This window comes from Pseudomonas sp. 300 (genome assembly GCF_055803035.1).
Genome location: NZ_JAVLRV010000002.1, coordinates 3,080,516 through 3,106,791, shown reverse-complemented (window position 1 = coordinate 3,106,791; position 26,276 = coordinate 3,080,516). Strand labels below are relative to the sequence as shown.

25 protein-coding genes and 1 pseudogene are annotated in these 26,276 nt (G+C 57.2%); 18 read left to right on the top strand and 8 right to left on the bottom strand.

Annotation, left to right across the window (positions count from 1 at the left end; genetic code table 11):
• Window positions 1-104: 104 nt before the first annotated feature.
• Window positions 105-995 carry an AraC family transcriptional regulator gene (locus Q7W83_RS20640; protein WP_150631702.1) on the top strand — a complete coding sequence of 297 codons (891 nt, stop codon included), beginning with the start codon at window positions 105-107 and terminating at the stop codon, window positions 993-995.
• Window positions 996-1,178: 183 nt separating this feature from the next.
• Here Q7W83_RS20640 and Q7W83_RS20635 read toward each other — a convergent pair whose 3' ends face one another.
• Complete coding sequence (locus tag Q7W83_RS20635; RefSeq protein WP_150631701.1) at window positions 1,179-2,843, bottom strand: electron transfer flavoprotein-ubiquinone oxidoreductase; 1,665 nt, start codon at window positions 2,841-2,843, stop codon at window positions 1,179-1,181.
• Between the two features lie 547 nt (window positions 2,844-3,390).
• On the opposite strand from Q7W83_RS20635, the gene Q7W83_RS20630 reads away from it, so the two are divergent.
• The 10 genes from Q7W83_RS20630 to Q7W83_RS20585 all read left to right on the top strand — a co-directional run bounded on the left by Q7W83_RS20630 (window position 3,391) and on the right by Q7W83_RS20585 (window position 12,983).
• Window positions 3,391-4,140, top strand: coding sequence for an electron transfer flavoprotein subunit beta/FixA family protein (locus Q7W83_RS20630; RefSeq protein WP_007942046.1), 750 nt, complete (start codon window positions 3,391-3,393; stop codon window positions 4,138-4,140).
• Window positions 4,141-5,070 (top strand): electron transfer flavoprotein subunit alpha/FixB family protein, encoded by a 930-nt coding sequence (locus Q7W83_RS20625; protein WP_150631699.1) that lies wholly within the window; start codon window positions 4,141-4,143, stop codon window positions 5,068-5,070.
• A 121-nt stretch (window positions 5,071-5,191) separates the two neighbouring features.
• The gene (locus Q7W83_RS20620) at window positions 5,192-6,028 is read left to right on the top strand and encodes a substrate-binding periplasmic protein (RefSeq protein WP_150631698.1); all 837 of its coding nucleotides are present in this window, start codon (window positions 5,192-5,194) and stop codon (window positions 6,026-6,028) included.
• A 9-nt stretch (window positions 6,029-6,037) separates the two neighbouring features.
• Window positions 6,038-6,394, top strand: a complete 357-nt coding sequence (locus tag Q7W83_RS20615) for a DUF4398 domain-containing protein (RefSeq protein ID WP_150631697.1) — start codon at window positions 6,038-6,040, stop codon at window positions 6,392-6,394.
• Window positions 6,391-7,203 carry an OmpA family protein gene (locus Q7W83_RS20610; RefSeq protein ID WP_150631696.1) on the top strand — a complete coding sequence of 271 codons (813 nt, stop codon included), beginning with the start codon at window positions 6,391-6,393 and terminating at the stop codon, window positions 7,201-7,203. The genes Q7W83_RS20615 and Q7W83_RS20610 overlap by 4 nt, the downstream gene beginning before the upstream one ends.
• Before the next feature lie 212 nt (window positions 7,204-7,415).
• Complete coding sequence (locus Q7W83_RS20605; protein ID WP_150631695.1) at window positions 7,416-8,855, top strand: aminotransferase-like domain-containing protein; 1,440 nt, start codon at window positions 7,416-7,418, stop codon at window positions 8,853-8,855.
• A 97-nt stretch (window positions 8,856-8,952) separates the two neighbouring features.
• The gene (locus tag Q7W83_RS20600; RefSeq protein WP_150654619.1) at window positions 8,953-9,426 is read left to right on the top strand and encodes a translation initiation factor 2; all 474 of its coding nucleotides are present in this window, start codon (window positions 8,953-8,955) and stop codon (window positions 9,424-9,426) included.
• A 165-nt stretch (window positions 9,427-9,591) separates the two neighbouring features.
• Entirely contained in the window at window positions 9,592-9,846 is a 255-nt protein-coding gene (locus Q7W83_RS20595) for a YkgJ family cysteine cluster protein (protein ID WP_150631693.1), read from the top strand.
• Window positions 9,847-9,887: 41 nt separating this feature from the next.
• Window positions 9,888-10,493 carry an START domain-containing protein gene (locus Q7W83_RS20590; protein ID WP_150631692.1) on the top strand — a complete coding sequence of 202 codons (606 nt, stop codon included), beginning with the start codon at window positions 9,888-9,890 and terminating at the stop codon, window positions 10,491-10,493.
• A 396-nt stretch (window positions 10,494-10,889) separates the two neighbouring features.
• Window positions 10,890-12,983, top strand: a complete 2,094-nt coding sequence (locus tag Q7W83_RS20585) for an LTA synthase family protein (RefSeq protein WP_150636012.1) — start codon at window positions 10,890-10,892, stop codon at window positions 12,981-12,983.
• A gap of 59 nt (window positions 12,984-13,042) precedes the next feature.
• Here Q7W83_RS20585 and Q7W83_RS20580 read toward each other — a convergent pair whose 3' ends face one another.
• The gene (locus tag Q7W83_RS20580) at window positions 13,043-13,201 is read right to left on the bottom strand and encodes a DUF3309 family protein (protein ID WP_174602692.1); all 159 of its coding nucleotides are present in this window, start codon (window positions 13,199-13,201) and stop codon (window positions 13,043-13,045) included.
• Window positions 13,202-13,480: 279 nt separating this feature from the next.
• Between Q7W83_RS20580 and Q7W83_RS20575 the strand changes: the two genes are divergently transcribed.
• The 3 genes from Q7W83_RS20575 (at window position 13,481) to csrA (ending at window position 15,021) form a co-directional block, all read left to right on the top strand.
• On the top strand, window positions 13,481-14,296 hold the full coding sequence (locus tag Q7W83_RS20575; RefSeq protein WP_150631690.1) for an SDR family oxidoreductase: 816 nt from the start codon (window positions 13,481-13,483) through the stop codon (window positions 14,294-14,296).
• A 64-nt stretch (window positions 14,297-14,360) separates the two neighbouring features.
• Window positions 14,361-14,693 carry a YnfA family protein gene (locus Q7W83_RS20570; protein WP_150631689.1) on the top strand — a complete coding sequence of 111 codons (333 nt, stop codon included), beginning with the start codon at window positions 14,361-14,363 and terminating at the stop codon, window positions 14,691-14,693.
• 142 nt (window positions 14,694-14,835) lie between these two features.
• Window positions 14,836-15,021, top strand: coding sequence for a carbon storage regulator CsrA (gene csrA, locus Q7W83_RS20565; protein WP_150631688.1), 186 nt, complete (start codon window positions 14,836-14,838; stop codon window positions 15,019-15,021).
• A 5-nt stretch (window positions 15,022-15,026) separates the two neighbouring features.
• Here csrA and Q7W83_RS20560 read toward each other — a convergent pair whose 3' ends face one another.
• The 5 genes from Q7W83_RS20560 to Q7W83_RS20540 form a co-directional block, all read right to left on the bottom strand.
• Window positions 15,027-15,254 carry a YheU family protein gene (locus Q7W83_RS20560; protein ID WP_003199186.1) on the bottom strand — a complete coding sequence of 76 codons (228 nt, stop codon included), beginning with the start codon at window positions 15,252-15,254 and terminating at the stop codon, window positions 15,027-15,029.
• A 204-nt stretch (window positions 15,255-15,458) separates the two neighbouring features.
• Entirely contained in the window at window positions 15,459-16,649 is a 1,191-nt protein-coding gene (locus Q7W83_RS20555) for an osmoprotectant NAGGN system M42 family peptidase (protein ID WP_150636010.1), read from the bottom strand.
• A gap of 117 nt (window positions 16,650-16,766) precedes the next feature.
• The gene (ngg, locus tag Q7W83_RS20550) at window positions 16,767-18,515 is read right to left on the bottom strand and encodes an N-acetylglutaminylglutamine synthetase (RefSeq protein WP_458377152.1); all 1,749 of its coding nucleotides are present in this window, start codon (window positions 18,513-18,515) and stop codon (window positions 16,767-16,769) included.
• A gap of 3 nt (window positions 18,516-18,518) precedes the next feature.
• Complete coding sequence (locus tag Q7W83_RS20545) at window positions 18,519-20,291, bottom strand: N-acetylglutaminylglutamine amidotransferase (RefSeq protein WP_473656746.1); 1,773 nt, start codon at window positions 20,289-20,291, stop codon at window positions 18,519-18,521.
• A 28-nt stretch (window positions 20,292-20,319) separates the two neighbouring features.
• Window positions 20,320-20,766 (bottom strand): tyrosine-type recombinase/integrase, encoded by a 447-nt coding sequence (locus Q7W83_RS20540; RefSeq protein WP_473656744.1) that lies wholly within the window; start codon window positions 20,764-20,766, stop codon window positions 20,320-20,322.
• Between the two features lie 139 nt (window positions 20,767-20,905).
• Here Q7W83_RS20540 and Q7W83_RS20535 point away from each other — a divergent pair, with 139 nt between their 5' ends.
• From Q7W83_RS20535 to Q7W83_RS20525, 3 genes are all read left to right on the top strand, one after another.
• Window positions 20,906-22,030, top strand: a complete 1,125-nt coding sequence (locus tag Q7W83_RS20535) for a baseplate J/gp47 family protein (protein WP_473656741.1) — start codon at window positions 20,906-20,908, stop codon at window positions 22,028-22,030.
• A 29-nt stretch (window positions 22,031-22,059) separates the two neighbouring features.
• Complete coding sequence (locus Q7W83_RS20530; protein WP_473656739.1) at window positions 22,060-22,704, top strand: baseplate wedge 1 family protein; 645 nt, start codon at window positions 22,060-22,062, stop codon at window positions 22,702-22,704.
• A 649-nt stretch (window positions 22,705-23,353) separates the two neighbouring features.
• Window positions 23,354-23,653, top strand: coding sequence for a gp53-like domain-containing protein (locus Q7W83_RS20525; RefSeq protein WP_473656737.1), 300 nt, complete (start codon window positions 23,354-23,356; stop codon window positions 23,651-23,653).
• A 301-nt stretch (window positions 23,654-23,954) separates the two neighbouring features.
• Here Q7W83_RS20525 and Q7W83_RS20520 read toward each other — a convergent pair whose 3' ends face one another.
• Complete coding sequence (locus Q7W83_RS20520; protein WP_473656735.1) at window positions 23,955-25,970, bottom strand: acyltransferase family protein; 2,016 nt, start codon at window positions 25,968-25,970, stop codon at window positions 23,955-23,957.
• 141 nt (window positions 25,971-26,111) lie between these two features.
• Between Q7W83_RS20520 and Q7W83_RS20515 the strand changes: the two are divergent.
• Window positions 26,112-26,276 (top strand): annotated as a pseudogene (locus Q7W83_RS20515) (cell wall hydrolase); the annotation flags it as partial.

Here is a 26,276-nt window from a genome sequence, read left to right as displayed (position 1 = left end):
ATGCCTATTCCTCCGGCATCAGGGTTCGTTTGGTCAATTGGTCGATCAGACCTGCGATGATGCTTTCATCCCTTTTTCCGTGATTTTTTTTGTGAAGAGCTCTCATGTTGCTGACCCGTCATCTCGATGCCAATGCCACGCTGGTTTCGCTGATCCAGCCTTTGACCACTCGCGATGGTTTTGCGCCGACGGCATTGCCGGGCGTGCAGGTTTTGCGCGCCAGTTGCGATGTGGCGCGCGGTCCGCAGATCTATGAACCGAGTCTGGTCATCATCGCCCAAGGCAGCAAACTGGCGTACCTGGGGGCTCGTACGCTGGAATACGGCGCCGGGCATTACCTGATTCAGGCATTGCCGGTGCCTTTTGAATGCGAGACTTTTTCGGCGCCTGATGGGCCGATGCTTGGGGTTTCTATAGCCATCGACCGGGTGCTGCTCGGTGAGTTGGTGTTGGCCATGGGGCTGGCACCGGGGCGCAATATTCCTGCGCAAACCCCCGAGTCGATGACTTCGGCGGTGCTCGACGATGCGATGCGCGGTTGCGTGGAGCGGCTGTTGCGTTGCCTGCACGATCCACTGGAATGTCAGATCATGGGGCCGGCGCGGTTGCGGGAACTGTTGTTCGTCGCGTTGCGAGGTCCGCAAGCGGATGTGTTGCGTGCGCTGGTGGAACAGCAGGGCCAATTTGCTCGGGTTGCCGCCTCCCTCAGTCATCTGCACGCGCATTACACCGAACCGCTGAACGTCGATACGCTGGCCAGTTGCGCGAACATGAGTGCGTCGACCTTTCATGAGCATTTCAAGCGCAGCACCTTGTTGTCGCCGGTGCAGTATTTGAAGCGATTGCGCTTGCTGAAGGCGCAACAGTTGTTGCTCACCGAAGGGTTGGGCGTGGCGCAGGTGGCGCATCGGGTCGGGTATCAGAGCACGTCGCAGTTCAGTCGCGAGTACAAGCGCTACTTTGAGCGCAATCCTGGCGACGAACGCGCTGCCTGAATGTGTGATTGACCCTGTGGGAGCGAGCCTGCTCGCGATATCGGTGTGTCAGTCGAAATAAATGCTGGATGTTAAACCGTCGTCGCGAGCAGGCTCGCTCCCACAGGGGAATTGTGGTGTTGCCGGAATTGCAGGCAACAAAAAGGCCCCCATTTCGGGAGCCTTGTTGTTCAGCGGTTCAACTTACATGTTCGGGTAAGTCGGGCCGCCAGCACCTTCCGGCGCCACCCAGGTGATGTTCTGTGCAGGGTCCTTGATGTCGCAGGTCTTGCAGTGAACGCAGTTCTGGGCGTTGATCTGGAAACGCTTCTCGCCGTCTTCCTTGGTCACCACCTCATACACGCCAGCCGGGCAGTAACGCTGGGCGGGCTCATCGTACAGTGGCAGGTTCTTGCTGATCGGGATGCTTGGATCGGTCAGCTTCAAGTGGCAAGGCTGTTCTTCTTCGTGGTTGGTACCCGAGATGAACACCGAGCTGAGCTTGTCGAAGCTGATCTTGCCGTCCGGTTTCGGGTAGTCGATCTTCTTGCAGTCGGCTGCCAGCTTCAGGCAAGCGTAATCCGGCTTGGTGTCGTGCAAGGTGAACGGCAGTTTGCCGCCGAAGATGTTCTGGTCGAGCCAGTTGAAACCACCGCCGACGATCGCGCCGAACTTGTGGATCGCCGGGCCGAAGTTGCGGCTGGCGAACAGTTCGTCGTAGAGCCAGCTCTTCTTGAATGCGTCGACGTAAGTGGTCAGCTCTTCGGTGCCGTCCTTTTCAGCGAACAGCGCTTCGGCCACGGATTCAGCGGCGAGCATGCCGGACTTCATCGCGGTGTGGCTGCCTTTGATCTTGGCGAAGTTGAGGGTGCCGAGGTCGCAACCGATCAGCGCGCCGCCCTTGAAGACCATTTTTGGCAGCGAGTTCAGGCCGCCTTTGCAGATGGCGCGGGCGCCGTAACTGATGCGCTTGCCGCCTTCCAGGTACTGCTTGAGCACCGGGTGATGCTTGAGGCGCTGGAACTCGTCGAACGGCGACAGGTAGGTGTTGCTGTAGGAAAGGTCGACGATCAGGCCGACCACCACCTGGTTGTTTTCCAGGTGATAGAGGAAGGAGCCACCGGTGTTCTCGGTGCCCATGATGTCCAGCGGCCAGCCGGCGGTGTGCACCACCAGGCCTGGCTGATGCTTGGCCGGGTCGATTTCCCAGATTTCCTTCAGGCCGATGCCGTAGTGCTGGGCGTCGGCTTCGCTGTCGAGGTTGAAGCGCTTGATCAACTGCTTGCCGATGTGGCCACGGCAACCTTCGGCGAACAGCGTGTACTTGCCGCGCAGTTCCATGCCCGGGGTGTACAGGCCTTCTTTTGGGTTACCTTCGCGGTCAACGCCCAGATCGCCGGTGATGATCCCGCGAACCACGCCGTTCTCGTCGAACAGTGCTTCCTGAGCGGCGAAGCCTGGGTAGATTTCCACGCCCAGGTTCTCGGCCTGTTGGGCCAGCCAGCGGCACAGGTTGCCCAGGGAGATGATGTAGTTGCCTTCGTTGTGCATGGTCTTGGGCACAAAGAGGTCAGGAATCTTTTGCGCGCTCTCGGCGTTTTTCAGCACGAAGATGTCATCGCGTGTGACCGGCGTGTTCAGCGGCGCGCCGAGTTCTTTCCAGTCCGGGAACAATTCGTTCAGGGCGCGTGGTTCGAACACGGCACCGGACAGGATGTGAGCACCCACTTCGGAGCCTTTTTCGACCACGCAGACGCTGATTTCCTTACCGGCTTCAGCAGCCTTCTGCTTCAAACGGCAGGCGGCGGAAAGACCAGCGGGGCCGGCACCGACGATGACCACGTCGAATTCCATGTATTCGCGTTCCACAGGTTATCTCCTACTCAAGGCTCAACAGTTTTTTTTCTAATTGGAGGTTTGGTGTCGCATCCATGAAATCCTGCGCGAGGCAGGAAGAGGACAATCGATGAACCACCTTTCTCTTTGGGTGGCGCATTATATCTACACCACTCTTAGCGTCCAATACAAACGTTTGTTTGAATCGGCTCAAAGCCAGAGAAATCAAAGTCACGCGGCTTATGACTGTCCATTTTGCCGTATTGACCGGAATAGGCGTTCCGGTCAAGATACGGTCGGTTTTGCGCTCGCCGTAGGCTGACTGTTGGTTTCAAGAGCACCTCTAAAGACAGGGCGATGGCGGTACAAGGTGATGCGCAGTGCAGTGATGGCGCGCAGTTTACACGCCGCGATATTGAATGACTTGTTGGTCACCACTGACGAACGGTCATCAACATCATGAGCGATGGTCACTTGATACTTATGCCGGCGTTTTTAGAGGTGCCCTTGCGCCCGATGAGCATCAACCGCCAGGTTCGCCTAGGCGACTTTCTTTTCACCGGAGAGTAACGAGGAATCCATGAAGGTTCTTGTAGCTGTCAAACGCGTTGTGGATTACAACGTCAAGGTTCGCGTCAAGGCGGACAATTCCGGCGTCGACCTCGCCAACGTGAAGATGTCGATGAACCCGTTCTGCGAAATCGCAGTGGAAGAAGCCGTACGCCTGAAAGAGAAAGGCGTTGCGACTGAAATCGTCGTCGTCTCCATCGGCCCGTCCACCGCTCAAGAGCAACTGCGCACCGCGCTGGCTCTGGGTGCCGACCGCGCCATCCTCGTCGAATCCGCTGAAGATCTGACTTCCTTGGCCGTTGCCAAGCTGCTCAAAGCCGTTGTCGACAAGGAACAGCCTCAGCTGGTGATCCTCGGCAAACAGGCCATCGACAGCGACAACAACCAGACTGGCCAGATGCTCGCTGCATTGAGCGGCTACGGTCAGGGCACCTTCGCTTCGAAAGTCGAAGTGTCTGGCGACTCGGTTGCCGTGACTCGCGAAATCGACGGCGGCGCGCAAACAGTTTCCTTGAAACTGCCAGCCATCGTCACCACCGACCTGCGTTTGAACGAGCCGCGTTATGCGTCCCTGCCAAACATCATGAAAGCCAAGAAGAAGCCTCTCGAAGTGCTGACTCCGGACGCTTTGGGCGTTTCCACCGCCTCCACCAACAAGACCGTGAAAGTCGAAGCGCCGGCTGCACGCAGCGCGGGTATCAAGGTCAAGTCGGTGGCTGAACTGGTCGAGAAACTGAAAAACGAAGCGAAGGTAATCTAAATGACTATCTTGGTTATTGCTGAACACGACAACAAAGTGCTGGCCCCGGCCACGCTGAACACCGTGGCCGCTGCTGCCAAAATCGGCGGCGACATCCACGTGCTGGTTGCAGGTCAGGGCGCTGGCGCCGTGGCTGAAGCCGCTGCGAAAATCGCTGGAGTGGCGAAAGTACTGGTAGCTGATAACGCTGCCTACGCTCACCAGCTGCCGGAAAACGTCGCTCCTCTGGTTACTGAATTGGGCAAGGGCTACAGCCACATCCTGGCTGCCGCCACTTCCAACGGCAAAAACATCCTGCCGCGCGTTGCCGCTCAGCTGGACGTTGACCAGATCTCCGAGATCATCTCGGTTGAAAGCGCTGACACCTTCAAGCGCCCGATCTACGCCGGTAACGCCATCGCGACCGTTCAGTCGAACGCTGCGGTCAAAGTGATCACCGTGCGTGCCACCGGTTTCGACCCGGTCGCTGCTGAAGGTGGTTCGGCCGCTGTTGAAGCCGTTGCTGCTGCTCACGATGCTGCGATTTCCAGCTTCGTTGGCGAAGAACTGGCCAAGTCCGATCGTCCGGAACTGACCGCTGCCAAAATCGTCGTTTCCGGCGGTCGCGGCATGCAGAACGGCGACAACTTCAAACATCTGTACGCCCTGGCCGACAAGCTGGGCGCTGCCGTCGGTGCTTCCCGCGCTGCGGTCGACGCAGGTTTCGTACCCAACGACATGCAGGTCGGTCAGACCGGCAAGATCGTTGCTCCACAGCTGTACATCGCCGTCGGTATCTCCGGCGCGATCCAGCACCTGGCCGGCATGAAAGACTCCAAAGTGATCGTCGCGATCAACAAGGACGAAGAAGCGCCGATCTTCCAGGTGGCCGATTACGGCCTGGTGGCGGACCTGTTCGAAGCCATCCCTGAGTTCGAGAAGCTGGTCTAATCCAGCCGCTTGACCTATAAAGAGCCCGACCTTTTGGTCGGGCTTTTTTTTGTTCTTCTGTAGGCGCCAGCAAGCTGGCTCCTACAGGGGATATAACGGGGTTTGAGTGGAGTGTATTGCCGTGGATTTGCGCCGAGTGTTCGGTTGGTCATTGCTGCTGGGTTTGACGCTGTTGCCAACGCTGTCCACTGCGGCGGGCAAGTGCGAGCGACTGGTGGTCACCGGCAGTCCGGATGCGCCGCCGTATCTGTGGCAAGACCCGCAGAACCCCACGCACCTGATCGGTGCCAGTGCCGACCTGTTGCAACAGGTAGCAGGGCAGTTGGGCATCAAAGTCGAGATGCTCTATGCCGGCAAACGTGCCCAAGCCCTTGATGAAGTGCGCAGTGGGCGCATGGACATGCTGGCCGACGCACCGTTGACGGTCAGTGAGCTGGAAACCCTCGATTACATTCATCCGCCGTTGCTGGAAAACGATTACCTGGTCTGGACCCGTAAAGACTCGCCACTGGTCTACAACCAGGCGCAGGACCTTCACGGTCATCCTGGCGCGCTGTCGGAAAAGTCTCGAATGACCCCGGCATTTGGTACGTTCGCCGAGCAGCAATTGACCCTCGTACGCACTGCAAACCTGACCCAGGCTTTTCAGAAATTGCTGTTGGGGGAAGTGGAATTTGTCCTTGCCGGACGCTATTCGGGCATGGCGGCCGCGCAGGCCCTGAGCATGGCCAATGACCTGGTCGCGCGCTCACAACCGGTCGACAAACCCGGTCTGTTCCTCGCGGTTTCCCATAACTCAGCCTGCAACGATCCGTGGTTGCGCGGACAGCTGGCCAAAAAGATGACAGAATTGTCCGCGTCCGGACTGACGGAAGCTGTGCTGCAACGCAATATCGAGCGCTGGAAGGCGCAGCAACAGCAGCAGCTACAACAACCCGCCAGTACCCCAAAACAGTAGGGATTTTTAGTGAGTATTCGACCTCTTTTCGCTGCCCTGGCCGTTCTGGCTCTGGCGGGTTGTGCAGCCGATCCGGCGCCGAATGAACAAATACGCCTGACCGAACAGGTGCTCGTGCAAGCCAAAGCCGTGGGTGCCACTGCGGACGATGTGCCGGAAATGAAACTGGCCGAAGAAAAATTCGCCCGCGCCCAAGGTGACATGACCGATCAGTCTTACAAACATGCACGCATGCGCGCCGAACAGGCCGAACTGGACGCTCGTCTGGCCGAAGCCAAGGTACTGACGCTCAAAAGTGAAGAGAAGCTGGATCTTCTCAACACCCGCATCACTCGATTGCGCAAGCAAGTGGGAGATGCCCAATGAACCTCACGTCCAAAACTATCGGCGGCTTGATCCTCGTGGGCTGTGCCAGTCTCTCTGGCTGCGCCGGTCAGCACAGTGAAGCCGCGCTGCAAGAAGCGGGTGCCGACTTTCAGAAAGTGAAAGAGGATTCCAACGTGCTGCGAATCGCGCCGAAAGACGTGATCCGTGCCGGTGAATCCCTGGCCCGCGCCGATCGCCTGTCCAGTTACTGGGGCAGCGGTTCGGACGTGGTGCACTACGCCTACCTGAGTCAGCGCTACAGCGAAATCGCTCGGGAGCACACCAATCAGGTCCTCAACGAGGAGCGCGCGGCGAAGCTCGAACTAGAGCGTCAGCGCCTGCAACTGGCCCTGCGAGAATCCAAATTGCTGAGCGTGCAGCAGCAAGGCAAGTGGCTTGAAGAGCAGATTGTTGCGCTGGCGACCACCCAGACTGACCGTGGCCTGGTGATGACCCTCGGCGATGTGCTGTTCGACACCGGCGAAGCGGAGCTGAAAAACTCGGCGAACCGTGTGGTGTTGAAGATCGTGCAGTTCCTGCAGCTCAATCCCAAGCGCGTCGTGCGCATCGAAGGCTACGCCGACAGCACCGGCGGCAAGCAGGAAAACCTCAAACTGTCCCGTGACCGTGCGCAATCGGTGGCCGATGTGCTGATGGACCTGGGCATCGACGATAAACGCATCCAGGTTGAAGGCTACGGTGACGAGTACCCGGTGGACGCGAATGCCTCTGAACGGGGGCGGGCGCAGAACCGTCGGGTGGAAATTGTGTTCTCCGACGAAAAAGGCCAGCTCGGCGCCGCCCGTTAAGGCGGCGTCTCTGGAAAACCCGGCCTGCCAGACAGCGCCGGGTTTTTTTGTGTCTGCCAACTCCCCCCACGTTCTTCATAAAAAGCAGTACAGATTTTGCTGACACTGCACTGTACGGTCGACTATTGTGGCAACTGTCCCCGTACACTTCTAAACTGTTCCGGTATTGTTTCACACAAGAATAAAATGCCCGTGAAATCGAGTGCTGCGTCATGACCAATCTCTTGCTCTACCAACGTATTGCTCAACAACTGGCCGAAGACATCCGCCGTGGTGTCTATCAACCGGGGGAGCGCGTGCCATCGGTGCGCAAGATGAGCTCGCAGCTCAATGTCAGCCATGCGACGGTGTTGCAGGCCTATGCCAATCTCGAAGATCAGGGGCTGATTCGCGCCCGGCCGCAGTCGGGTTACTACGTGCACCAGACGCCGGCCCTGACCGCGCCGACACCGGACATCGCCCGGGTCGAACGTCCCGGCCTCGTCACCCGCAGCAGCATCATTCAACAAGTGTTGGTCGAATCCCGTCGCGAGGGCGTATTTCCTTTGGGCGCGGCGGTGCCGAGCGTTGATTATCTGCCGGTACGGGCGCTGCATCAGCAGTTGGCCAAAGTCACCCGATTCCATAGCCCACGGGCATTCAGCTACATGTTCAGCCCCGGTTTTGAACCGTTGCGGCGGCAAGTGGCGATTCGCATGCGCGATGCCGGCGTGGTGGTCGATCCGTCGGAAGTGGTGATCACTCACGGCTGCGTCGATGCCCTGCAGATGTCCCTGCGCGTGCTGACCCGGCCGGGCGACCTGATCGCCGCCGAGTCGCCGACCTATTACGGTTTGCTGCAACTGGCCGACCTGTTGGGCCTGAAAGTCATCGAAATCCCTAGTGATCCGGCGACCGGCATGAGCCTGGAAGCCCTGCAACTGGCGGCCAATCAATGGTCGATCAAAGCATTGGTGCTGACCACGCGCCTGAGCAATCCGCTGGGTGGCACCATGCCCGAAGAGCGGCAGAAACAACTGCTGCGACTGGCCTCGGATTTCGATATTCAGGTGGTCGAAGACGACATCTACGGCGAACTGATGTTCGAGCAGGGGCGCACCAAGGCACTCAAGGCCTACGACCGGCTGGATCGGGTGATCTACTGCTCAAGCTTCTCCAAGACCCTGTCCCCGGGTGTGCGGATTGGCTGGATGATTGCCGGCAAGTACCAGCAGGAAATCCAGCGCTTGCAGACCTTCAGCACGCATTCGGCTTGCAGCGTCACGCAGATGGGGATTGCGGCGTATCTCGAAAATGGCGGTTACGACCGGCATTTGCGCTACATCCGTCAGGAATACCGCAAGAATCTCAGCGCTTTCCAGCTCGCGGTGCAGCAGTATTTTCCGGAAGGCACGCAGATGACCCGACCGACCGGCGGCTTCATTCTGTGGGTGAGTCTGCCGGGGCGGGTCAACACACAAGAACTTCATGTGCGCGCGTTGCAGCAAGGCATCAGCATCGCACCGGGGCTGATTTTCAGTAACACCGAGCAGTTCAATCACTGCATTCGGCTCAACTGCGGCATTCCTTGGAATCGCGAAGCCGAGCGTGCGTTGATGACCCTGGGCATGCTGGCTACCCAGCTTTGCCAGGAGATGACCGGCGGAATGTGAAAGGGTGGGCGGGTAATCCCTGCCCGAGCTTGTCATGTTGCGTCCAACAAGCGAGCATATGCCCTCTGCCGATAATGCCGTTATCCCCGTTGGGTCCATGAAACCGATTTTTCCTGCCGCCTGGTTGTCGATCTGCCTGTTGATGACCTTCAATTCGGAAGGCGTCATGGCGGCATCCGCTCAGGAAAAACCGGCCGCCAGCGCGACGTCGAAAAAGCCGGCACCGGCAAAGAAAGCCACGCCGGTCAAAAAGAAAGCGGCTGCGCAGAAAAAACGTCCACCGATTGCCTCAAAAACCAAACCGGCCAGTGAAGTGGTGAAAACCAAACTGCCTTCGGCTGACCTGGATTTGAGCTTGCCTGAGGACATGGCCGAGGAGTTGAAGCCGATCGGTACAGTTCCGTTGCCCCGACACGACGCGGTGTTGCCAAAAATGTTTGGTGAGAAAGCCGGCAGCTCTCCGTTTCAACTCAACGGGCGACTGATCAGCAACGAAATGAAGCTGCAACTGCGTAACGAAGAGCGTCGGGACGTCGACGGCGCGGCGCTGGAATTCGAGTTCAAGCAGTAAATCCTTTCTCGGCGTGACCCGCAGGCCAGACGCTTTGTCGGAGACTGGTCAGTCACGCTGGTTTGAGCGTAAAAACCCGGCAGCAGGTAATTTAAAACAACTGTTTTAGCGGTTACTCTGTGCCCCGTCCTTTAACACATCACCCGTCGCGAGGAGCTTTTCGTCATGAAATGCCGTGAAGGTTGTGGCGCTTGTTGCATTGCCCCTTCCATCAGTTCACCGATTCCCGGCATGCCCAATGGCAAGGCCGCCGGAGAGCGCTGCGTCCAACTCTCTGCCGAAAACCTGTGCAATATTTTCGGCAATCCGGAGCGTCCTGCCGTTTGTTCGGCGTTCGAGGCCGACGTTGAAGTCTGCGGCAGCAGCAGTGACGAGGCGATCAAATTGCTGGGATGGTGGGAGCAAATGACGGCGGCGTGATGTGTTCTACGAACGGAACTTCAACAATAAGGAATAAGACTATGGGTTCGCTGCATCGAATGGCTGTGCTGTGTGGTTTGACGGTTTTGCTGGCGACTGCCGCCGCACAGGCCGAAGACTGGAAGGTGGCCAAGAATGAAGACGGCATCAAAGTGTCCTTGAGTGAAGTGGCCGGTTCTGACTACAAGGCTTATCAGGGCGTTACCCTGATGAAAACCACCATGGCCAAGTTGCGCGCACTCCAGGAAGACGTGGCAGGCGCCTGCTCGTGGATTCACGAATGCAAACTGCAGAAACTGCTCAAGCACGAAGGCGATCAGAGCTGGACCTACACCCAGTTCAATACCCCATGGCCGGTGACGGCGCGTGATTCGGTGTTGCACATCACGACCACCGAAGGCGCGGATGGCAGCCTGACCCGCAAACTTGAGGGTGTGCCGAAGTACATTCCTGAAGAAAAAGGTTTCGTGCGGGTTACCAAGGTCGAGGGGTTCTGGAAGTTGGTGCCCAAGGGTGACCAGGTCGAAGTGACTTATCAGGTTCACACTGAGCCGGGTGGGAGCATTCCGTCGATGGTGGCCAACAAGTTTGTGGTTGATGCGCCGTTCAATACGTTGAAAGCCCTGAAAGAACGCGCCGAGAAGTAATTACGCCGTTCTTCTGATAAAGCGCCCTGATTTGATCGGGGCGCTTTTTTTTGTGGGGCGGTTTGTTTGATTGATTATTGTACATACCCGTTTCTGCGGTAACGCAGGAACGGATTTGGCCACAGTTGAGAAAGAGCACAAGCCCCCTGACTGCATTTGGTACCAGGCGCGGAGGGACTTTATTGTGTTTCCGGATATGCGTTGCACAAAATTTTCACAAAGCCTCCAAGACAATTCGCCCGCGCCAGCCGTGCAGATCAGTAATCAATGGCAATGCCGTGGTTGATCGTGCAACATTTGCGCACCGCGCGAACCCCGGGGCCGAGAACTGGCCGACAGAGGGCAGGGCGCAGCCGTAATTTTGAAACTTCAACTTCCAATGGGTCCTAAAACGACATGGCAATTCCGGACGCCCTGAGTCAGCAGCGAGCTTCTAGTCGCCTGCTGCAACCGACCGTCAAATCGCATCTGGCCTACACGCTGTTGTGTGCCCTGGTCATGATGGTCATGTTCAGCCTGCTGCGCGTTGCGTTGCTGGTCTACAACCGCGAGATGATCCTCGATACCCCGGCCTCGACCTTTCTCGAAGCGTTCGCCAACGGCTTGCGTTTCGATTTGCGCCTGGTGGTCTACCTCAGCATTCCGTTGCTGCTGGCGCTGTTCAGCGCTCGGGCCATGGCGGCCCGCGGGTTCTTCCGTTTCTGGCTGACCATCGCTTCGAGCATCGCGCTGTTTCTCGGCCTGATGGAAATGGACTTCTACCGTGAGTTCCACCAGCGCCTCAACGGCCTGGTCTTCCAATATGTAAAGGAAGACCCGAAAACCGTGATGAGCATGCTCTGGTATGGTTTTCCGGTGGTTCGCTACCTGCTGGCCTGGGCCGTGGGCACGTTGATCCTGACCCTGGCGTTCAAGGGCGCCGACCGCGCCACCCGTCCACGCGGGCCCTTCAGCGGCGGCAGCATCGGCACGCGCCAGATCGCCCCGTGGTATGCGCGCATCATGGTATTCGTGGTCTGCCTGATGGTCTGCGTGGTCGCGGCTCGTGGCACTCTGCGCCAAGGCCCGCCGCTGCGTTGGGGTGACGTCTACACCACCGACTCCAACTTCGCCAACCAGTTGGGCCTCAACGGTACCCTGTCGCTGGTTGCGGCAGCCAAGAGCCGGATGTCCGAGGAGCGCGACAACATCTGGAAGGCCACACTGGAGCAGCCGCTGGCCCAGCAGACTGTGCGTGACATGCTGCTGACGCCTAGCGACAAACTGGTTGATCCGGAAACGGCTGCTGTTCGCCGCAACTATACCCCGAATGCCGACAAGACCCTGCCGATCAAGAACGTCGTCGTGATCCTGATGGAAAGCTTCGCCGGTCACTCGGTGGGCGCACTGGGGCGTCCGGGCAACGTCACGCCATACTTCGATAACCTGTCGAAAGAAGGCCTGTTGTTCGACCGCTTCTTCTCCAACGGCACGCACACCCATCAGGGTATGTTCGCCACCATGGCCTGCTTCCCGAACCTGCCGGGTTTCGAATACCTGATGCAAACACCGGAAGGCAGCCACAAGCTGTCTGGCCTGCCGCAATTGCTCAGCGCCCGTGACTACGATGACGTGTATGTCTACAACGGCGACTTCGCCTGGGACAACCAGTCGGGCTTCTTCAGCAACCAGGGCATGACCAACTTCATCGGACGTAACGACTTCGTTAACCCGGTGTTCTCCGATCCGACCTGGGGTGTGTCCGACCAGGACATGTTCAACCGTGGCCTGGAAGAGTTGAAGGCCCGCGACGGCAAGGACAAAAAGCCGTTCTATGCCTTGCTACAAACCTTGTCCAACCACACGCCATATGCCTTGCCGACACCATTGCCGGTCGAGCGCGTGACCGACCGCGGCAGTCTCAACGAACATTTGACTGCCATGCGTTACTCCGACTGGGCGCTTGGCCAGTTCTTCGAGAAGGCGCGCAAGGAGCCTTACTTCAAGGAAACCCTGTTCGTGATCGTCGGCGACCACGGTTTCGGCAATGAGCAGCAGATCACTGAAATGGACCTGGGCCGTTTCAACGTCCCGATGTTGCTGATCGGGCCAGGCGTCCAGGACAAGTTCGGTCAGGTCGACCATACCGTGGGTACCCAGATCGACATCGTGCCGACCATCATGGGCCGTATCGGTGGCGACGTGATTCACCAGTGCTGGGGCCGTGACTTGCTGAACCTGCCGGAAGGCGACAAGGGGTTCGGCGTGATCAAACCGTCGGGTAGCGATCAGACCGTAGCATTGCTGACCGCAGACCGCGTGTTGGTACTGCCGAAAGAGATGCCGCCGAAGCTGTATCAATACGAACTCGGCGCCACTCCGAAAGGCGAATTGGTCCCGGCGTCCGCTGACGAAGCGGCTCTTAAACAGAAACTCGAGTCGTTCATCCAGACGGCGACCAAAAGCCTGATCGACAACACCGCCGGTGTCGTTGACGGCAAGCCGGACTGAACGTTGACGCAATAAAAAAGAGGCCCTTCGAGGGCCTCTTTTTTTTGCCTGTCAGCGCGTTATATCTTGCCGAGTAACAGCAGAATCAACAGCACCACCAACACCACACCGATGATACCCGACGGGCCATAACCCCAACTTCTGGAGTGAGGGAAGACCGGCAGACCACCTACCAGCAGGAGGATCAAAATAATGATTAGAATTGTGCCCATGTCTATTTCCTTGTTGGAAGTGTTCTGGAGTTTTCGGGTGATTAATTGTCAGCTGGACTGCAATAAACCCGAGCTGCTTACAAAATCCGACTGTTGCACATGAAAGAAAATTCCAAGTTTTTTTAATGTTTTTCGAAGAAAGGCTTATTTCGTTTTCAGGGGGCTAGTGGGTCCGGGCGCGCTCGCGGTTTGCTCGCGCCATTCAGCAATCTGATGGAGCGTGGGTCGGGCAAGGTCCTTCGCTACACTCGACGCATCTTCCCCGGAACAACAAGGCTGTTTGCTATGCAAAATCGCATGATGATCACTGGCGCGGGCTCGGGCCTGGGTCGCGAAATCGCGCTGCGCTGGGCGCGTGAAGGCTGGCAACTGGCTTTGTCGGATGTCAGCGAACCCGGTCTGCAGGAAACCCTGAAACGGGTTCGCGAAGCCGGCGGCGATGGCTTTGTCCAGCGTTGCGATGTGCGCGATTACAGTCAGCTGACCGCGTTCGCCCAGGCCTGTGAAGTCAAACTCGGCGGCATCGATGTCATTGTCAACAACGCCGGTGTCGCCTCGGGCGGGTTCTTCAGCGAACTGTCCCTGGAAGACTGGGACTGGCAGATTGCGATCAACCTGATGGGCGTGGTCAAGGGGTGCAAGGCGTTCTTGCCGCTGCTGGAAAAAAGCAAAGGCAAGATCATCAACATCGCGTCGATGGCGGCCCTGATGCAAGGCCCGGCCATGAGCAACTACAACGTGGCCAAGGCGGGTGTGGTGGCGTTGTCCGAAAGCCTGCTGATCGAACTGGCGCACCAGGAAGTCGGTGTACATGTGGTGTGCCCGTCGTTCTTCCAGACCAACTTGCTGGATTCTTTTCGTGGGCCGACGCCCGCCATGAAAGCACAGGTCGGCAAGTTGCTGGAAAGTTCGCCGATTAGTGCAGCGGACATTGCCGACTACATCTATCAGCACGTCGCCGCCGGCGAATTCATGATCCTGCCCCACGAACAGGGCCGTATGGCCTGGGCGCTCAAGCAGAAGAACCCGCAACTGCTCTATAACGAAATGACGGTCATGGCCGATAAAATGCGCGCCAAGGCCAAACAAACCGCAGGCTGAACTTGCCCGCGCACAACGTCGTCGTTAGGGTGGCCGCAACCGGTCAGCCTAACGAGACGCTCGCATGCTCAATTACCTGTGGTTTTTTCTTGCCGCGCTGTTTGAAATCGCCGGCTGCTTCGCCTTCTGGATGTGGCTGCGCCAAGGCAAAAGCGTCTGGTGGGTGATGCCGGCGCTGCTCAGCCTGACCTTGTTCGCGCTGCTGCTGACGCGTGTCGAGGCGAGCTACGCAGGGCGTGCCTACGCCGCCTACGGTGGCATCTACATCATTGCGTCGATTGGCTGGCTGGCGGTGGTCGAACGGATTCGTCCGCTCGGCTCGGACTGGATCGGCGTGGCGTTGTGTGTAATCGGCGCGAGCATCATCCTGTTCGGCCCGCGTTTCTCTGCTGCCTGACGCAAAGTCACATTTTGTAAGACGTTTCCTTAAGAGGTGTTCGTCTTGCGCTGTAGGGCGGGACTGTTTTGCGTTCGTTGCATTGAAGGCCCGCCGCACGCCGGGCATCTTCTGGGTTCGATAACCCTGAAGGACGAATGCCATGCTTGTACTCAGCCGCGTTGTGGGCGAAATGATTTCCATCGGTGACGACATTTCGGTGCGTATTGTCGGCGTCAACGGCAACACGGTGCGCTTTGGCATCGAAGCGCCGCAGAGCGTCAATGTGCACCGTGCCGAAGTCTACAAGCGCATCCAGGTCAAACTGGCAAAAACCAAAGGGCGATGAAAACGTCAGTCGAACAGATGCTTGGGCACGTCGTGCTTGAGCATCAACTGGCATTGCTCGCTTTCCGGGTCGAAGACAATCAGCGCCTGACCTTTGGTCAAGGCCTGCCGAACACGCAATACGCGGGTTTCCAGCGGCGTGTCATCGCCGTTGTCGGTGCCGTCACGGGTCACGAAATCCTCGATCAGGCGGGTCAGGGTGTCGACTTCAAGTTGGTCGTGGGGAATCAGCATAGGCACCTCGGCTAAACAATGGCGCGATGCTACGGCGAATGATGGGTGGCGGCTAGTCTGGACTCGATGCGGTGCCTGGGAGATCGCCATCGCTGGCAAGCCAGCTCCCACAAGGGTTGTGTCGTACATAATTTTGCATACGACACAAACCCTGTAGAGCTGGCTTGCCAGCGATAGCGATCACTCAGTCAACCCAAAACCTGATCAGCTATCAGACCGCTGCCCCACCAGGCTGTCCACCGACGGCACTCGCGTATCGCTTTCCATCTGCGTGTCATGTTCGATCTGATGACTGAACCGGTCCAATGAGCCCTTGGCCGGCTGCGCATCGCTGGCGAACACTGGCGGGCTGAGGATGTAGGCGCCGAGCAGGCGACTGAGTGCCGCGAGGCTGTCGATGTGGGTGCGTTCATAGCCGTGAGTCGCGTCGCAGCCGAAGGCGAGCAGGGCGGTGCGAATATCATGGCCGGCGGTGACCGCCGAATGCGCATCGCTGAAGTAATAGCGAAACAGGTCGCGGCGCACCGGCAACTCGTTGTCGCTGGCCAGCCGCAGAAGGTGTCGCGACAAGTGATAGTCGTAAGGCCCGCCGGAATCCTGCATCGCCACGCTGACCGCGTGTTCGCTGGAATGCTGGCCGGGCGCGACCGGCGCAATGTCGATGCCGACGAATTCGCTGACGTCCCACGGTAACGCCGCCGCGGCGCCGCTGCCGGTTTCCTCGGTGATGGTGAACAGCGGATGGCAGTCGATCATCAGCTCTTCGCCACTGTCGATGATCGCTTTAAGTGCCGCCAGCAACGCGGCAACACCGGCCTTGTCGTCGAGGTGCCGGGCGCTGATATGGCCGCTTTCGGTGAACTCCGGCAACGGGTCGAACGCGACGAAATCGCCAACGCTGATCCCCAGGGAGTCGCAATCGGCGCGAGTCGCGCAGTACGCGTCGAGGCGCAGTTCGATGTGATCCCAACTGATCGGCATCTCGTCCACGGCCGTGTTGAAGGCATGCCCGGACGCCATCAACGGCAACACGCTGCCACGGATCACGCCGTTGTCGGTAAACAGACTGACGCGGCTGCCCTCGGCAAAACGGCTGGACCAGCAGCCAACCGGCGCCAAGGTCAGGCGACCGTTGTCTTTCACCGCGCGAACGGCGGCGCCGATGGTGTCGAGGTGGGCGGAGACGGCGCGGTCGGGGCTGTTTTTCTTGCCTTTGAGCGTGGCGCGGATGGTGCCACGGCGGGTCATTTCGAAAGGAATGCCCAGCTCTTCAAGCCGCTCGGCGACGTAGCGCACGATGGTGTCGGTGAAGCCGGTGGGGCTGGGAATGGCGAGCATTTCCAGCAGGACTTTTTGCAGGTAGTTGAGGTCCGGTTCCGGGATTTTACGGGTCATGGAAACTCCTGATGAGTCACGAACATCGATGGTTTCGATGAGAGAAAGAAGGTGTGTTGCCTGTCAGGCCGCCATCGCTGGCTTGCCAGCGATGGCGGCCCGACAGGCACTGCATCACTAAGAAACCGCCGGCTGACTGTGCGGAAACAACAGATCCACAAACCGCTCGGCCGTTGGCTGCGGTTCATGGTTGGCCAGCCCGGCGCGTTCATTGGCTTCGATAAACACGTATTGCGCTTGATCCGCCGCGAGCACCATCAGGTCGAGCCCGACCATCGGAATGTCCAGCGCTCGCGCCGCGCGTACGGCTGCGTCCACCAGTGTCGGATGCAGGATCGCCGTGACATCTTCAAGCACACCGCCGGTATGAAGATTCGCCGTACGCCGTACGAACAAGTGTTCGCCCGCCGGCAGAATGCTGTTGTAGTCGTAACCGGCTGTCTGCACAGTGCGTTCGGTCTCGTGGTCCAGCGGGATTTTGCTTTCACCGCTGGTGGCCGCCTGACGTCGACGACTCTGGGCTTCGATCAGCGCGCCGATGGAATGCTGACCGTCGCCGACCACTTCGGCCGGCCGACGAATCGCCGCCGCCACCACCTCAAACCCGATCACCAGAATCCGCAGATCAAGGCCTTCATGAAAGCTTTCCAGCAGCACACGGCTGTCGAATTGGCGGGCTGATTCAATGGCTTGCTGGACGTCTTCGATGGTCCGCAAATCCACCGCCACCCCTTGTCCCTGTTCGCCATCCAGCGGTTTGACCACGACCCGCTCGTGCTCGTCGAGAAACGCCAGATTGTCATCGGCGTTGCCGGCCAGTTGCTGGGTCGGCAGATTCAGCCCGGCTGCCTTCAACACCTTGTGCGTCAGGCTTTTGTCCTGGCACAGGCTCATGCTGATGGCGCTGGTCAGGTCACTCAGTGACTCCCGGCAACGTACCCGCCGCCCGCCGTGGCTGAGGGTAAACATCCCGGCCTCGGCATCATCGACCTGCACATCGATGCCGCGACGATGGGCTTCCTCGACGATGATCCGCGCGTAGGGGTTGAACTCGGCTTCAGGGCCGGGGCCGAGAAACAACGGTTGATTGATGCCGTTCTTGCGTTTGATCGCAAAGGTCGACAGGTTGCGAAAGCCAAGCTTGGCGTAAAGACCTTTCGCCTGGCGATTGTCGTGCAGCACGGACAGGTCCAGGTAACTCAGCCCACGGCTCATGAAGTGTTCGATCAGATGCCGCACCAACACTTCGCCGACGCCGGGCCGCGAACAGTGCGGATCGACCGCCAGGCACCAGAGGCTGCTGCCGTTTTCCGGATCGTTGAACGCCTTGTGATGATTGAGGCCCATAACACTGCCGATGACCGCGCCGCTGTCCTCGTCCTCGGCCAGCCAATACACCGGGCCGCCCAGATGACGCGGAGTCAGCAGGCTGGCGTCGATCGGCAACATGCCGCGTGCCTGATACAACTGATTGATCGCCTGCCAGTCCGCATCGCTTTGCGCACGACGAATGCGAAAGCCGCGAAACACGCGGGTTGCCTGCCGGTAATCGCTGAACCACAACCGCAAGGTGTCCGACGGATCAAGAAACAACTGTGCCGGCTCCAGCCCCAGCACTTGCTGGGGCGCGGCGACATACAGGGCGATGTCGCGCTCGCCCGGCTGCTCATTGAGCAATTCCTGGGCGAGGCTCGCCGGATCGGGGAATGTATGGCCGATCAGCAACCGGCCCCAGCCGCAATGCACGGCAATCGGTGCGGCGCCCAGTTCACTGCCGTCTTCGGCCAGGCGCGCCTGCAAGCGTTCGTAAGAGGGCGCCTGACCGCGCAACAAGCGTTGGCTATACGCCGTGGCGTGAGGTTTCATCGATCAGATTCCTTGTTCACTGAGCCACAGGTTCAGTGCTGCCAGTTGCCACAGCTTGGAGCCGCGCAACGGGGTCAATTGGCCTTGTGGATCGGTCAGCAAACGGTCGAGCATCGCCGGGTTGAACAGGCCGCGATCCTGGCTCGGGTCCAGCAGCAGTTCGCGCACCCAGTTCAGCGTGTTGCCCTGCAAATGCTTGAGGCCCGGCACCGGGAAGTAGCCTTTCTTGCGGTCGATGACTTCGCTCGGAATCACCAATCGCGCGGCTTCTTTCAGCACTTGCTTGCCGCCGTCCGGCAGTTTGAATTTGCCCGGCACCCGCGCTGACAATTCCACCAGGCGATAGTCGAGAAACGGCGTGCGCGCCTCCAGGCCCCAGGCCATGGTCATGTTGTCGACGCGTTTGACCGGGTCGTCCACCAGCATCACCGTGCTGTCCAGACGCAAGGCTTTATCCACCGCTGCATCGGCGCCGGGCTGTGCGAAATGTTCCTTCACGAAGTCGCCGGCGGCGTCATTCGCGGTCAGCCATTTCGGCTGTACGGTGGCGGCGTAATCCTCGTAGCTGCGGTCGAAAAACGCCTCGCGGTACGCCGCGTACGGATCGGCCGCGCCATCGACCTGTGGATACCAGTGATAACCGGCAAACAGTTCGTCGGCACCCTGGCCGCTTTGTACCACTTTGCAGTGCTTGGCCACTTCGCGGGACAACAGATAGAAAGCGATGCAGTCATGGCTGACCATCGGCTCGCTCATCGCGCGGAAAGCTGCGGGCAGTTGCTCGATGATCTCCTTTTCGTCGATGCGCAGTTGATGGTGTTGCGTGTTGTAGTGTTTGGCGATCAGGTCCGAGTACTGGAACTCGTCACCGCGTTCGCCGCCGGCGTCCTGGAAACCGATGGAGAAGGTCGACAGGTTTTCCACGCCAACCTCACGCAACAGACCGACGAGCAGGCTCGAATCGACACCGCCCGAGAGCAGCACGCCGACGTCCACGGCCGCCCGTTGACGGATCGCCACGGCATCGCGGGTGCTGTCGAGTACGCGGTCGCGCCAGTCTTCGAGGGTCAGATTGAGCTCGTCGGCGCGTGGACCGTAGGGCAGGGTCCACCAGGTTTTCTGCTCGGTGGTGCCATCCGCTTCGATGCGCATCCAGGTGGCGGGTGGCAGCTTTTCAATGCCGGCCAGCAAGGTGCGCGGCGCCGGGACCACCGCGTGGAAGTTCAGGTAATGATTGAGCGCCACCGGGTCGAGGATCGGGTTGATGTCGCCGCCCTTGAGCAACGCCGGCAGCGCCGAAGCAAAGCGCAGGCGCTGGCCGGTGCGCGACAGGTACAGCGGCTTCACGCCGAGACGGTCACGGGCGATGAACAGGCGCTTGGCGTCGCGCTCCCAGATGGCGAAGGCGAACATGCCATTGAGCTTGGGCAACAGCGCTTCGCCCCAGGCGTGATAGCCCTTGAGCAGCACTTCGGTGTCGCCGCCGGAATAGAAGGCGTAACCGAGGCTTTCGAGCTCGGCGCGCAGTTCCGGAAAGTTGTAGATCGCGCCGTTGAAGGCCAGGGACAGGCCCAGTTGATTGTCGACCATCGGCTGCGCCGAGCCGTCCGACAGGTCCATGATTTTCAGGCGCCGATGGCCCAGGGCTATCGGCCCCTGGCTGTGAAAGCCCCACGCATCAGGGCCGCGAGGCGCCAGGTGATGGGTGATTCGTTCAACGGCTGCAAGGTCCGCAGGTTGATGATCAAAGCGTAACTCGCCAGCTAATCCGCACATATTCCATAGGGCCTTGTATTTGCTGGGCCTAGGCGTATCTACCGGATTCAAGTACCAATTTTGTACCATTTTTCGGTAAATCCAGCTTTTCAAGCTCCGCGAAATTACTCGAAGAACTGATCCACTTGGCATAGGTTGAAAGCAGTACCTGGACGCTGTGTCCAAGCTGCGCAACGATGAGTGCGGGATTCATTCCGGACATCAGGCACATTGTTGCGTAGGTATGCCTGGTGTCGTACATCCGGCGAAATCGTATTCCGCTCTTGCGCAGGGCTGACAACCAATAACGCTTAGCCCCAGTTTCGGATCGGATGTATAGCTCTGATCTGTCACCCGAACCGTCCGGCGCGAAAACGTAATCAGAGCGCGCCGCCGTAAGTAGTCTGGTTTTTTCGAGTGCCTGCAAAGCTCGATCGTTCAATAAAACTTCCCGCGAGACCTTCGTTTTGGTCCTCTCCTTGATCTTGCCGTACAACCTGATACGGCACACCTTGGCGCGCCGCGAGCGCGTATCAACCTCGCTCCAACGCGCGCCAGCTCGACTACATGGAGGCGTACTACAAACCGTACTAGGGTCGCATCCGAAACCAGGGGGACGCGTATCTGGCTGTGTTGTGGCTGGCGGCGGTAGGGCGCCCTGCCTGAAGATAGCCCTCGACTCGGAGATCTTCTATGCGCTCGACGAGACGCTGCAGCAGGCCTACAACTCGAAAGACCCGAACAAGGCCAAGGGCAACGACCTGATCGTTTGTTCGTTGACCGGCACCATTCGCTCGGGCGGGTCGCGATCCAACACTCCGCTCACCATCACAGCCACCCCAGGAACCGTGATCCCGGCCAGCAATATATTCGAATCGACCATCAGAGGCAGTCGCTGGGCTACTGACCAGGCGGTTACAGCTGATTCGCTGGGGTCGGCCAACGTCAACACAACTTGCACTGTGGTCGGCCCTACCCAGGCTGATGCGGGCACCATCACCCGCATCGTGGATGTGTTAGCCGGCCTGGCTAGCGTTACCAATACCAATACCAATACCAATACCAATACCAATACTAATACCGCCCCAGCAACACCTGGCACTGACGGTCAGCGCGATGAACAGCTGCGCGTCACGAGGGCTACGGCAGTAGGGCGCCCAGATAACAACCAGATCGACTCCATGATTGGCGAGTTGTTCGGCGTGGATGGCGTGCGCCGGGTGAAAGTGTACGAGAACGACACCAACATCAGCGCACTGTCGGTGGACAACCCATACGGCCTGCCGCGGCACTCTATTGCCCCAATCATTGATGGCGGTACCGATGATGATGTGGCCATGGCCATCTACCTGAAGAAGAACCCTGGCGCGTCACTGTATCAGGCCGGCACGCCGTTTCAGGTCGAGGTGACTTCGCCGAAGTATCCGACCAACAAAAAGGTGATCAGAGCGATTCGCCCTATCGATATCGACATGCTTCCCGTCATTCATTTCGTCAACGACGGCACGCTCCCTCCAAACGCTGACCAGCTTATTAAGGAGGCGATGATGGAGTACGCCGCCGGCGACCTGATCCCGGCGGATGTTGGCTTCAAGATCGACGGCTTTGATATCGGCGAGACGTTGCCATTCAGCACGATCTTCACGCCGGTCAACAAAGTCATTGGCTCCTATGGAGACAGCTACGTTGACTTGCCAACCTCCAGCCTCAACGGGGGACAGGCCAATGTCGCCATCGCCTACAACCAGATGTCCCGGTGAACGGAGAGCAACATCACCGTAGTGATCACATGATGAACATCCCTGACCGCATTTACGCGCAGTATCGCGACAAACCAAAGGCGTTGGCCTGGTATGCAATCGCCAGAACGCTTGGCGGAAGCATTGAGGCGGCCGCCCAGGCAGTGCGCAAGAGCTACGACATCGACACCGCAGTTGGCGAACAGTTAAACATCATCGGCAGGATCGTCGTGGCGCCGCGCAGCTTCGTTGTCTCCATGCTAATGAATCCTGGCCTTTTCGATCTCACGGACGGCGATGAATTTGGTGACGACGACGCCATGTTCAGCGCGCTGACGATCGATCAGGACGGGCAACTCTCGGACGAGCTTTACCGACTTGTCATCAAGTCCAAGATCGTCAAGAACAACGGCGAGGCGACTATTGAGAACATCCTCGACGGGATAAGTTTCCTACTCCCGAAGACGCAGGTCCTGCGTGTCACTGACGGCGAGGATATGTCGTTCAGCATCGAGTTCTACGGGGAGATCACCAACTTCGAACCGTTCGCACTACTCAACTCAGGCCTGGTGTCAAAGGCACAAGCAGTGAAATTTAACGGATTCCTTGAGGGGTTCGAAATGGTCGAGTTCGGCGATATGGATGCTGAGTTCGGTGACGAAGACGGGGAATTTGCAGGATATATAGGGGCTTGAAATGCTGAAGCTTAACGAGCGGTACCCGGGGCGTTTCAACAATCCATCGAGTGATTACCCTGAGGGATCTTTCAAAAATAGGACGGCACCCGCTTCCAAAGATGGCTCGTATCTCGAGCAGGACTGGGCAAATGACCGGGAAGGATTCTTTCAGTCTTTGCTGGCAGCGGCTGGAATTGAAGCACGGACTGGTAGATAAGGTTGGCTCATCCAAATTTTCGATTCACTATTGGCGCTGGGTCAGTCACAAGCGGGCAGGGCGTTTCCCACGTCAGGTACTGGAACCACCCCAGCGCTAACGCCAACCCCCGCAATAATTGGGTATGCAGCGTATCAGCGTATCAGCGATTCAGCGATTCAGCGATTCAGCATTAAGTTTAACGTGGCCAGTGGTGCGAACCCAACCATTAACGTTTCCGGGAAAGGGGCAAAGCCCCTCAAACAGTACAGCGCGGATGGTAGCAAGATTGCCGCTACTTTCACGGCAAACCAGATATCGGACATAATCTAGGATGGCGCGGGCTTTGTAGTTTTTGGTCAGCAATTCATACCAGTCGCGACGACCGCCATTAAGGGTATTACACGGTTTGGCACTCCCACTGAACAGGCAGCAGGGGCGTTAACCACAGTAGGTTCTAACCCTGCAGGCGTGCTTGCAACGCTAACAGCATGGCTTCCAAAGAGGTCATTTACGAGCGCGGACGTCATTAGGATACTTGATGTTCCTGTCGGCCTGATAATTCAGTGGGGAAGATCTACGTTTGGTACTACGGGAAATGCTACTGCTAGCTTGCCAGTGATATTCCCGAACTCCTTCATTCTTGGCATCCCCGTCGATTTCGGTTTTAACTCTGCGGGCACGACCTATGGTTCATGGGATGCTCAACTATCGACTAGCTCAACCATCGTAACTCGCTGGGCAGCATCGCCGTCAGATTACGCGTTGTAGCTATTGATTACTAAAGGGGATCCTCATGCACTATTTATCAAGCTAAACGCTTTCATTCCCTCGGAATGGGGAAAAGACAGAACGCATTCTGAGGACAGCTGGCCATCGGATGCAGTCGAAATGACTGAACTGGAGCTCGCCACGTACTGGGCGAAAGAACCGCCAAGCGGGAAACGGCCTTCTTCAAAAAAAGGTCGTCCAGTATGGGGCGACGTGCCTGTACCAGATCGCTAACCCGGGACGAGATTGAATGGCCATGGCCCCAGCTCTGATGGTTGAGGCCATATCAGCACATGCATATTTAATCGAAGATTGGATTAAATATGCTGTTGAATCTCACGGATCCAGAATCAGTTAAGTGGTGACTGTCTCGGTAAAAAGTTTTCCCGCTTTCAGCTGATACGCAAGTTTTTTTTCCGCACATAACGTCGGTTGAGCTAATAATAAATACGCTCTCGGCTTCTGAGATTTCGCGTAATTTCTGATTGAAGTACCCTTGCTGCTCTTTATAGGATTTTAATGTTGGACCGGCGGTGGAGGACTTTACGCTGTCAAGAGCAAGGTGCATGCTTTCCTGGCTGGTTGGTAGCTCAGGAATGTCTAGCATTATGTAAACTGTTTTTCCCGATGTTTTTATTGTTTTTATTGTTTTTTTAATGGCAAACAATAGTGTGTTCGCATCATCTTTGGAACCACCCATATCCCGCCAAAACCCGGTCCAGTAGCCTGCAATAATGATATTTTTTATGTGGGACTGTTCAATGTATTTTATTTTTGCTGAGGTAATATCCAGGCACTCCCTTCTTGTCGGTGGAGTTATCCCCAATATAGGAATGCAGCTTGAATGAGCAAGAACAATACCCTTTGCCATTTTCGATTTTGCTTTCTCGTCAATCCCGTCCGCCCACATTCGAGCATGAGAGTCACCCACTAGAGCAAACGTTAAATTTTTAACTGATTTTTCGCCGACTACGCAGCCCCCGCCATCTTTGAGAATTATGTTAGGGTCTTTATCACCCTCGCATCGGATGCCGGGAGTTACGGTGTTGTCTTTCATTATTGTAGTCAGAATTTCCGGTACGGGCTGCCTAAAATCTACCTTCATGTCACCTATTTTGGTTGCAGTAGCACCTATCGTATATGTAGCGATCAAAGCGATTATGCTACAAAATATCGTGCGTCGTTTTTCGATTTTACTTTTCCCAAAACTCCGGAACGGGGTTTCAACAAATTTCCAAGTTAGATAAGCAAGCGTTGTCGATATTGCTAGCAGCGAAACAATCCCTAGGTCGGGGAGCCCTCTAGCCTTCCAGGTCACGGATTTAGTTAAAACAAGAACAGGCCAATGCCACAAGTATAGTGAGTAGGAAATAAGCCCGACGAAAACCAGCGGTTTGCTGCCTAGTATTTTTTGGATGATGGATTTTTCGCTGGTAGTATCCGTCCCGCTGTATATCAGAAGGGCTGTGCATAAGCAGGGCAACAGGGCATTTAATCCCGGAAAAGACATCTTCTCGTCGTAATAAAATATACAAGCCAGCAACAAAAGAAAACCAACCGAGCCAGCTATGGTTCTGAATGATTCGTTGCGTGTGCGGCTGTCAGTAGCTATGGCCACGGCGAGAAATGATCCGGTCAGGAGCTCCCATGCTCTGGATGGTATTGAATAAAAAGCCCTGCTCGGGTCAGTGTTTACAAGATGGACCCCGAAAATAAAAGATGCTGACCATAACATCGCAATCACTGAAAGTGACAAGCTTGCGCTTGTTGACTGTCCTTGAATCCTTCTTCGTAAAATGTTAGCCATAAAAAGCAATGGCGGCAAAGTAATATAAAATTGCTCTTCAATAGAAAGTGACCACGTATGCAATAGAGGTTGAACCGCCAACGTACTCTGTGCCCAGTAATCACTGGTGATTTGCATGAAATAAATATTTGATGCGAAGTATGAGAATTTTTTAGAGGCTGCTCCTAAATTGGCAAATTCGGATGGTAGGAGAAGCCAGTATCCGCAAACAACAGTTGCCAGAAGGACTAATACACCCGCCGGCAATATTCTAAGCGCCCTTCTTGTATAAAAGCCGAGATAGCTGAAGCGGTTGTTTTCTATCTCGCTCACTACTATTGTAGTTATTAAGTATCCAGATATTACAAAAAATACATCGACCCCGATGAATCCGCCCGTCAGCCCTGGCACGCCAAAATGAAATAACACAACGGCTAATACTGCTATCGCTCGGAGTCCGTCGATGTCGGGCCTGTACTTGACTGCGTGCACGCGATTATTTGTTGGCTGCTCTTGGGGTTCTTTTGTCATCTCGATGCTGGGCCCGGCTTTAAGTTTGAATAATCCTGCTTGCGCGCATGTTACCTGAGAGCGCGACAGAAGATAGTTCGTAGTTTTAAAAAATCTGCCATTCCGTTTTCGGGCTTCGGCGCTTTTACCACTGGAGATATCATGAGCACTACAAATACAGATCGCGACATCCTCGCCCGGACATTATGGGGCGAGGCCCGCGGTGAGGGACTGGCCGGTGAGATCGCCGTTGCCTGGACGATCCGCAACCGAGTGTTCGACGGCAATCCGAAGTCTTGGTGGGGAGAGGGCTATGCCGGGGGGGGG

Bases quoted from the DNA above. Each gene is read 5' to 3' on its own strand.
- Q7W83_RS20570 (WP_150631689.1), top strand. From the start codon at position 14,361: ATGCTCAATTACCTGTGGTTTTTTCTTGCCGCGCTGTTTGAAATCGCC.
- Q7W83_RS20585 (WP_150636012.1), top strand. From the start codon at position 10,890: ATGGCAATTCCGGACGCCCTGAGTCAGCAGCGAGCTTCTAGTCGCCTG.
- Q7W83_RS20595 (WP_150631693.1), top strand. From the start codon at position 9,592: ATGAAATGCCGTGAAGGTTGTGGCGCTTGTTGCATTGCCCCTTCCATC.
- csrA (WP_150631688.1), top strand. From the start codon at position 14,836: ATGCTTGTACTCAGCCGCGTTGTGGGCGAAATGATTTCCATCGGTGAC.
- Q7W83_RS20560 (WP_003199186.1), bottom strand. From the start codon at position 15,254: ATGCTGATTCCCCACGACCAACTTGAAGTCGACACCCTGACCCGCCTG.
- Q7W83_RS20545 (WP_473656746.1), bottom strand. From the start codon at position 20,291: ATGTGCGGATTAGCTGGCGAGTTACGCTTTGATCATCAACCTGCGGAC.
- Q7W83_RS20590 (WP_150631692.1), top strand. From the start codon at position 9,888: ATGGGTTCGCTGCATCGAATGGCTGTGCTGTGTGGTTTGACGGTTTTG.
- Q7W83_RS20640 (WP_150631702.1), top strand. From the start codon at position 105: ATGTTGCTGACCCGTCATCTCGATGCCAATGCCACGCTGGTTTCGCTG.
- Q7W83_RS20630 (WP_007942046.1), top strand. From the start codon at position 3,391: ATGAAGGTTCTTGTAGCTGTCAAACGCGTTGTGGATTACAACGTCAAG.
- Q7W83_RS20520 (WP_473656735.1), bottom strand. From the start codon at position 25,970: ATGACAAAAGAACCCCAAGAGCAGCCAACAAATAATCGCGTGCACGCA.
- Q7W83_RS20555 (WP_150636010.1), bottom strand. From the start codon at position 16,649: ATGACCCGTAAAATCCCGGAACCGGACCTCAACTACCTGCAAAAAGTC.
- Q7W83_RS20530 (WP_473656739.1), top strand. From the start codon at position 22,060: ATGATGAACATCCCTGACCGCATTTACGCGCAGTATCGCGACAAACCA.
- Q7W83_RS20605 (WP_150631695.1), top strand. From the start codon at position 7,416: ATGACCAATCTCTTGCTCTACCAACGTATTGCTCAACAACTGGCCGAA.
- Q7W83_RS20575 (WP_150631690.1), top strand. From the start codon at position 13,481: ATGCAAAATCGCATGATGATCACTGGCGCGGGCTCGGGCCTGGGTCGC.
- ngg (WP_458377152.1), bottom strand. From the start codon at position 18,515: ATGAAACCTCACGCCACGGCGTATAGCCAACGCTTGTTGCGCGGTCAG.
- Q7W83_RS20610 (WP_150631696.1), top strand. From the start codon at position 6,391: ATGAACCTCACGTCCAAAACTATCGGCGGCTTGATCCTCGTGGGCTGT.
- Q7W83_RS20625 (WP_150631699.1), top strand. From the start codon at position 4,141: ATGACTATCTTGGTTATTGCTGAACACGACAACAAAGTGCTGGCCCCG.
- Q7W83_RS20600 (WP_150654619.1), top strand. From the start codon at position 8,953: ATGAAACCGATTTTTCCTGCCGCCTGGTTGTCGATCTGCCTGTTGATG.